The sequence below is a fragment of the Planctomycetia bacterium genome, assembly GCA_034440135.1.
Lineage (GTDB): Bacteria > Planctomycetota > Planctomycetia > Pirellulales > JALHLM01 > JALHLM01.
Genome location: JAWXBP010000245.1, coordinates 1 through 6,707, shown reverse-complemented (window position 1 = coordinate 6,707; position 6,707 = coordinate 1). Strand labels below are relative to the sequence as shown.

At 57.0% G+C, this 6,707-nt stretch carries 7 protein-coding genes; 2 read left to right on the top strand and 5 right to left on the bottom strand.

What is annotated here, in order from left to right:
• Positions 1 to 167 precede the first annotated feature (167 nt).
• The gene (locus tag SGJ19_14620) at positions 168 to 587 is read left to right on the top strand and encodes a hypothetical protein (protein ID MDZ4781481.1); all 420 of its coding nucleotides are present in this window, start codon (positions 168 to 170) and stop codon (positions 585 to 587) included.
• A gap of 595 nt (positions 588 to 1,182) precedes the next feature.
• Here SGJ19_14620 and SGJ19_14615 read toward each other — a convergent pair.
• The 5 genes from SGJ19_14615 to SGJ19_14595 form a co-directional block, all read right to left on the bottom strand.
• Positions 1,183 to 1,755 carry a hypothetical protein gene (locus SGJ19_14615; GenBank protein MDZ4781480.1) on the bottom strand — a complete coding sequence of 191 codons (573 nt, stop codon included), beginning with the start codon at positions 1,753 to 1,755 and terminating at the stop codon, positions 1,183 to 1,185.
• 105 nt (positions 1,756 to 1,860) lie between these two features.
• Entirely contained in the window at positions 1,861 to 2,319 is a 459-nt protein-coding gene (locus tag SGJ19_14610; GenBank protein ID MDZ4781479.1) for a hypothetical protein, read from the bottom strand.
• A 370-nt stretch (positions 2,320 to 2,689) separates the two neighbouring features.
• Positions 2,690 to 2,893, bottom strand: a complete 204-nt coding sequence (locus SGJ19_14605; protein MDZ4781478.1) for a hypothetical protein — start codon at positions 2,891 to 2,893, stop codon at positions 2,690 to 2,692.
• Between the two features lie 26 nt (positions 2,894 to 2,919).
• Positions 2,920 to 3,204, bottom strand: coding sequence for a hypothetical protein (locus SGJ19_14600; protein ID MDZ4781477.1), 285 nt, complete (start codon positions 3,202 to 3,204; stop codon positions 2,920 to 2,922).
• A gap of 153 nt (positions 3,205 to 3,357) precedes the next feature.
• A complete protein-coding gene (locus SGJ19_14595; protein ID MDZ4781476.1) occupies positions 3,358 to 5,763 on the bottom strand; it encodes a PA14 domain-containing protein in 2,406 nt (801 codons plus the stop codon).
• Between the two features lie 566 nt (positions 5,764 to 6,329).
• Here SGJ19_14595 and SGJ19_14590 point away from each other — a divergent pair.
• Entirely contained in the window at positions 6,330 to 6,518 is a 189-nt protein-coding gene (locus tag SGJ19_14590; GenBank protein MDZ4781475.1) for a hypothetical protein, read from the top strand.
• Positions 6,519 to 6,707: the final 189 nt, after the last annotated feature.

Below are 6,707 nucleotides of genomic sequence, written 5' to 3'. Positions count from 1 at the left end.
CATTCCCCCTCCAGCGTCCCTAAACTAAACCCCGTTCACCCCCGAGCGCCACACTTTTCAACCGCCAAGCGCTGCACAATTCAAGCGCCGTTTACAAACAGAGTGGGAGAAATGCCGTCGTTGACACTTACTTGCCCATCTCGGTTCCCGCCGTTCACGACGCCGAGATGTCGTCCAACGATGCTGCGATAAACGCACCAGTGCCGTCGGAACTAGCACAAGACGATATCGGATCAATCGAATTGGCTGTTGACGAGCGAAGGACCGAAACGAGGCAGCCCTACAACGCCATTCAACGATTTGCGCCCTACCGAGCGGGAATCGTGCCAACGCCGGAGATGTTTCACAAAATTCGCTGTTGCAATATTTCTAGTGGTGGACTGGCATTTCTCACTCGCCTTGCACCGGAAACGCCAATGATCGTGGTGACGACCGGCGAGGAACCGGACGTTGATTTTCACACCGCCCGCGTTGCTTCGATAAAGGAAATCGCAACGTCCGCTGGCACTGTGTACCGAATTGGCTGCCAATTCATCGGCCGCCTACATCTGAGTCTCACGGCCGTCATTGGCTGGTTTTTGGGTTGACTCTACCTTGCCGCGGGCGGTGATTCCCGGGGGGGCAGCTGGCGGCCTTTTTTTGTTGCTTTCGACTGCTGCCGAAACTACGCTGATCCTTGTGCCGAGCCGCCACAAACGGACACCACTGACCTGCGGCAAAGCAAGCCGTCACCGCTGCTCTCTACCCAGCTGCGTGATGGCTTTTTTAATTGACCAGGAAGCCATCGCCCGGCTACCATCAACTCTGGCACTTCGGTTCAAGGGCAACTCGAATCGGAAGCCACCCATCGCGGCTCCGAGTCACGGTGGGTTTTTTTTGTTGGGGATCGTCAGATCCGGCCCAAACCGGCTTTGCTCGCTCCAAACCGCTTTTCTATCATCCCGCCGCCACGGAAAACGGTCGAGTGTCTGCCGTGGCAAGCCGGGAGATAGCCCCCCTTCTCCCGGCTTTTTTTATGCCCGATTTGCTATCGCCGCTTGCGTAAGGCCAATGCCTTTCTACGACCGCCACCCTTAGTCCGCGCTGTGACCGGACAACTGGATCGAATTGCCAAGCCGGGAACCTTGTGGCATCACGGGTCACGGGTCGCCAAGCAGCCAGGTGAGTTGGCCATCTTGGCGATTAGCTTGCCGGCGAATCCGTACCAAGCTTCATATTTCGCCACGCCCTAGTGAGCGTGCCCGCCGTGCGTGCCTTCTTTCCCGCCGCCGCCCTTTTCTTCTTGTCAGTACGTGCCCATTGCTTTGCGTATTCGTTTGCCGACAAGTCCGGATAATCACGCTGCCATTCTTCCCAGGCCCTACGGTATTCTTCAGCAACCGCAGACAATTTGATCGGCGTGCTAGCCGGTTCTTCAATCGCTTCTGGCGATGTCATCCATTGAAGGGCGTAGGCAGCGGCCGCCGGGAAGTCTGATCGCTCACGTGATGCGAGTAAAGTCGCAATGGGGCTGTCCTCAAGTTGGAGGTCGTGCAGCTGTTGGATTAGCGACTCGGCCTCATCAAAAAACCTGTTCCAAAACTCATCAAGCGCTTGTTCGCCTTGGGCGATTTCCGCTCGGAGCCAGTTCCTCTGATTGATGTCCTGAGGTTCAAGTTTAGTGAGCCCCGCTCGGGCCAACTCCAGATCAGCTTCAATCCTATCTAAAGTTGCCTGCGACTTGCGAAACCATTTTGCAATGTCTGACAACTTCATGTTTGCAATTCCTGATTTGGTCGCCGTCGCGCGGCCGGAGTTACGTGGCCGTTCCGACGGCGATCTCGATGGTAGCGCGCCGCCTACCTAGCAGTTGCGAACATTTTAGCGCGACGCTCCGATATCGCTAAACGGCAAGGGACCGGTGCCCGTGATTGGCTGCCCGGGCACGCCGGGAATGTTATTGGGATCGACAGGCGGCGAGTTTCCGGGCGTTAACTCGATGCTCGGCGTGGGCGACGACTCAAAACGCATTTCGACTGATGGCGTTGGAGTCACGGGAAGTGCGCCGCTTTCATTCACGCGCAACTGCCCGCCCGAGGAAAACACGATGTCCACACTCTGGCAGTTCATCTCAATCACCTGACCATCGGACATCGCAACCTTGAGCTTGACTACGCCATTCGATGCACCGCCTGGGCCAGGATAACGGCCCGACAGACCCGTCGGGCCAGCTGAGCCGGGAGCGGAACCACCGCCGTAGCCCTGAGCCAAGGCAATTCCCGCCGCCGTCGCCAACACGATCGACAAACCAACTGCCCGTCGACTGACATAGTTCGCCATGACTATTTCTCCGTTCGCGTGGTTCTCTAGCAACAAGTCCACCGTGGGCCTGTCGCCGCCGCGCATTTTACTTCCTTGGACATTCCGCTGCAAAATCGGACGACGTCAGCGCGCATAATGGACCAGGCGTGAGCCCGGCGCAGATACACGGAATGAATGCGTCCGGGATTGGTGGACGCCGTCGGAGCAATTGTTAGCTAGTGGTGGGCGAGTCCCAACCTACTCTCTAGTAAATGCCGACGTCCCCGTGGCTTGGGGCGTTTCCTGCCGGTGTCGGCCTGACACCAGCGGCGCACGGGGACTCTTCATTCCCACCACTAGGGCGAAGTGGCTCACGCGGGAACGCACTGTAGAGGAATAGGATCAAATCCTATTCGGCCCAATCCTCTTCGTTTTCCGGCAGCGCATCATTCGGTGCCGCTTCATCTTGTCCAACCGCTTCCTCTTCGTCCATGTCGACCAAGGTGTCATCGAAGCTACGGAGTCCGTCGCGGTCGAACTCCGAATCGCACGCGGGGCAATACTGTTGCTCGCAGGCGCGACCGCATTTAGGGCATTCGAAAGACATGCTCATTTCACTTTCTCGTGGTCGGATCCTGTTCAAATGGCAGCGTTCGCGAGCTCGTATAGTTGAACTAGTTTGGCAGCGAGTTGCGACAGTTCCGGCCTCGTCAGTTCGTGAACGATTCGGGTAATCCTATCATCAAGGCCGGTGGCATTGATTTGAGCTTTGATATCTTCAAATACTTTTCGAGCGTCCGGCGGCAGTGAGGTCTCACCGGTAAATGCAACGAAGTCCGCAAGAGCAAGCTCGACACGATCTTGGAACGGCGCGTCCACAGTGGCTAGCTTATAAACCGCGTCGCGCAAGTGATTAGACGACATGTTTGGCGCTCCACATCAGAAAGTAGACGACTGACCCGCCTCCCTCGCCGCTCCGCGGACAATTCCAGTCGTTTGCGCAGGCATGAAACGCCAGCGGCCCAGGCCGTTGCCAGCCTAGGCCGCGTGGATGTCTTCGTGCGGTGAACTCAACGTTTAATGCCTGCGCATCCAACCGATCAGTCCCAAGCCACAGCCGAGCATGATCACCAAGCTGGAAGGTTCCGGCACCGCATTCGCACCCGTTCCGGCACCAAAGTTATTGCGGACGTTGTTCAAGTCGACGATGGTGACTTGGCCGTCGCCATTCGTATCGCCTAATCCAGCGCCGCCAAAGTTATTGCGGACGTTGTTAAGGTCGACGATGGTGACTTGACCGTCGCCATTGGTATCTCCGGGTGTGCCGACAGCATCACCGATCAACTCCAGACCTGCTGGCGAGCGAATGTCGACGGCTCGCGCTGGCTCGCCGAGCAAAGTGAACGCCCGGGAATAAAAGTTGTTCCACTCGCCGACCGCCGCGAACAACTCGGCGCTGGATGCACCATTCCGTTCGAACATCAAGAATTCCAGCTCATGATCGCCGGCGGTCAAGAACGTGCTCGCTAACGTATAGGAGCTGGCATATGCGGCGCTGTCGAAGGCCACCGTCTCACCTCCGTCCAACACTGCAGCGACATTCGAATCGACGCTACGTTGGATAGTGAAGCTGGCCCCGTCAATTGTCAGGCTGGCACCGTTGTCTGTGTCGAAACCGAAGGTATAAACGCCATCGGTTTCGATATGCAATGTGGCCGTAGCCAGCATTGCAAAATCATTGTCATCGACGTTCTCGAAATTATTGAGGAACGCACCGTCATCGCCGTACTTGCCACGGCTGCCGGCCGCCTCGGCATCGACGAAGTTAATGGTATCTCTCGTGCCCGAATAGGGCTGGTCCGTGGGATTCGGATTCAATACTGCGTTTCGAGCTTGCGCCAAATTGTTGATGGCCGTTTCCGGAACATCCTCTGGCACGCGCACGGTTTCGGCGACTTGAAAACCGTTCACGATAGAAGGCGTTGTCCCCTGGGCATACACAGCGGCCTGCTGACCGATCAAGGCAAAATCGTTGTCGAGCGCCGTCTTGGCTCCCTTCGCGGCGAAGACTTCTAGAAATCCCCCTCCGTATTGCTCCGCATAGACCACGGAGATGGGATAATCGCCGGCCGCAAGGAACGTCGACGCGAGACCAAAAGCGTCGGTTGTGAAAGCGGCTTGTTCAAACGTTCCGCCATTCGCGGCGACTCCGTCGCCGCCCGCCTGTTTGGTGAAAACCGCGCTGCCCACGGTGAGCCGTACCGCGTTGTCGCCGTCAAAGCCGAACGTGTAAGTGCCATCTTCGGGAATCCGAATGGTGCCTTCGGCCTGCAATACAAACTGGCTTGTGCGGCCGCCGACGAATTCGGTTTTCGGAGCCGGCATGCTAACATCGTCGCCACCGTTGGCGAAGTTAAGTGTGGGGGAAGTGCTGTCCGTCGCATTGCGTTCCACGCGCAGCGACTCGTCTGCCAACACTTGATCCGCGCCTTGCAAGCCATTCTTGAGCAGGAAGTTCGGCCGATACGCGCGCACCCCCCACAATCCTTGGTGGCCCTCCACGATGTCTGGAAGCTGTGCACCGGGAGGCACAGCGGCGTCGTAGAGACTAATCGCCTCCTGCACTGTGAGTTGACGATTCAACCATACGGCCACCTCGTCCATCGCACCTGTCACCGTTCGTTGATTTGGTCCGCCATCTCCGCCGTCGCGCGAAGCGATGTGTGCATCATTTCCCGTCGTTCCCCAGCCGTCGGTGCTGTCGACTAAATCGTTGCTAAAATCATGACCGTCGATCACGACGATCACATCCTCGATGTTGTTGCCGTTCCGCGACGCGACAACGTGGTGCCATTGACGATCTTTGACATTCACTGTGGCGTGATCCACTTGCCGCGATTCCGCCGGCGTGTTTCCGTTGGGGTTGATGGAAACGACAAAGTTCGCGGAGTTACCGAAGACGGTTTGAAACGCGGTGCTTGGATCAGTTTGATTGTTGGCGAAAAAACGGTCGCCCGCCAAAGCATTTCCGGCTGCAAACCAATAGGAAACCGTCATCGCATTGGCGGCGAAGTTGGAACCCGGTCCCAAATTAATTGACCCCCGATCGTTGGCGTCGAATGCGCGATTATTGGCGTCGAAGCCAGGGAACTGGGGTCCGGCCGCTCCAATCGTGGCGAACGGAGCCGGATCGATGCCATTGAAGAATCCTTCGTAAAACCCATTGATCGGCGAACCGCTAGTTCCCGTATCAATGACAGGCCCATCATATTGGAAGCCCCCGACGCCGGACGCGGTCCCCTTCTTGTTTCCACCTCCGTCGAGTCTCGGTGCACCGATTGCCGTTTCATCGAGTTGGTAGAAGTGAGTGGGATTCAGTGAGATCACTGCATCCGAATATGCCCCTGAGCCGAACGCTTGATTCGATCCAAAGGCGCAAAAGCACAGCATCGCACATGTGAGTCGCGTCCAGTTTTGCGTCATGGTGAGCATTCTCATTGTTGAAGGGATGGAGATTCACGGACTACATCATCGGAGACAGCCTGATACCCAAGGGGCAATGCAAGCTTGATCATGCTAAAGCGGCGCGCATCCCGCGCCTAACCTGCCTTCGGGGGGGCATGCTGTGCTTTCGAGATGAAAGGTTGCAGGCGTTCGGCGGACCTCAGGAATGCCTGTAACGCATGCGGGAGCCACTGCCTGGACAGCGGCAACTCGTGAATGACAGCAACTGCTGGACATTGACGTTGACGAACCTAATTGTCGAGTAATCCCAAGGCCTTTTTCTTGCCCGTTGGCGGAATCTTCTATTGCGTTGGCTGCCCGATTGTCAGTTGGCGGAGCATGGCCGCTGAGCACTACGGTGAAGCGATTTGCTGCGAAGGTCGGTTGTTTCGCAGCCAACTTGGTTGAAGAGCTGCCTACGCCGGGCGATTTGCCAAGACTTGGCCGACGCAGGGAATAACGACCGGCGGTAATGCATCTTTCATTATGGACCAATGCGTATCCGCCTTATTCGGTGCGCGAATTCAAATGGAGGTGCATTTTCCATGAAGACTTTGCTGTCACTCTGCGTTGCCCTGAGTTTCGCGTCGACGTTCATCGGCTGCGGTGAAAAGGCCGAAGTGAAGAAGGAAACCACGGTCACCACGCCGGGAGGCGAAACCACCACAACTGAGACGGAAACTGTCGAAAAGTCGGGTGAGAATCCGCCGCCAGCGGAGCCGACGAATCCGTAGTCTCGAACAACCGCTGCAGATCGTCACTGGGTTTCTCGCACCTTCCCAATGACGCCTGGGCCGCCGGATGTGCTTGCCAGGGCACGCATCCGACGGCCCTTTTTTTTGGTTCTTCACCCAATTCCGGGGAAAGCCTGGCGGATTTTGAGAAAGAAGTAGTTGTCGTCTCGGTAGCCGTAGGCCATACGT